The organism is Actinomadura sp. 6K520, from assembly GCF_004349245.1.
Taxonomy (GTDB): Bacteria; Actinomycetota; Actinomycetes; order Streptosporangiales; family Streptosporangiaceae; genus Spirillospora.
On record NZ_SMLC01000420.1, the window covers coordinates 1 to 882 of the forward strand.

The window sequence follows — 882 nt, forward strand, 5'->3', positions numbered from 1 at the left end:
GCCCCGCAGTGGCCGCCCTCCCCGGCGGCGGACAACGCGGCCACCCAGCCCCTGGACACCGCCCGCGCGGAAGGCGGCGAACCCGTGGGCGGCGCCGAGAAGGCGACGGCCGTCCTGCCCGCCGTCCCGGAAACGGGTACCGCCGACTTAAGCCCGGCCGACGCGGAGGCCGCGCGGCGGCGGGCGCGGACGGCGGAGCGGCAGCGCGTGGCGGCGGAGGTCAAGCGCAGCCGGGCGGCGCGGCGGGACCGGCCGCAGCGGGAGCTCCCGTCGGCGGCGAGGGCCGCCGACCAGCACCGTTCGGCGATGCTCGTCATGGTCCTCACGCTGGGTCTGCTGATCGCCGCGGTCGCGGTGACCGGCGCGCTGATCGCGTCGTCCATGCGGACGCAGCCGGTCACGCTGGCCGCGCCGCTGCACATCTACCCCGTCACGCAGACGACGCCGGGGCAGTGCCCGGCGGGGACGCAGGGGATCACGGGCCAGTCCGGGACGGGCCCGACCTGCTACGGGCTCGCCCAGGGCATCGCGATCCACAAGGTCGCCGACCTGCGCGTCCAGAAGTCGCGCGTGCAGCCGGGCGGCCACGACGTCGCGGTCACGCTGCGGCCGGCCGACCGGAAGGCGTTCGCCGACCTGACGCGGGCGACGGTCGGGCGTGACCTCGCGTTCGTCGTGCGGAACCGGATCGTCACGCTCCCCCGCGTCGACATGGCGATCCTGGACGGGAAGATCGTGGTGACCGGCCCGCCGGACCGCGCCTCGGCGAACCGGCTCGTCCGCGAACTGAAGGGCCGCTGACCCCCGCCCGCGGCCGGGCCGCTCACAGGTGGCGGGCGGTGATGTCCTCGGCCGGGCTCTCGGCCGGGACGGCGGGGGCGG

At 77.4% G+C, this 882-nt stretch carries 1 protein-coding gene; it reads left to right on the forward strand.

Annotated features, from left to right (window positions below; all coding sequences use genetic code 11):
* A partial coding sequence (locus E1289_RS38780) for a hypothetical protein (protein ID WP_165970791.1) occupies positions 1–801 on the forward strand: 801 nt, incomplete at its 5' end.
* Positions 802–882: the final 81 nt, after the last annotated feature.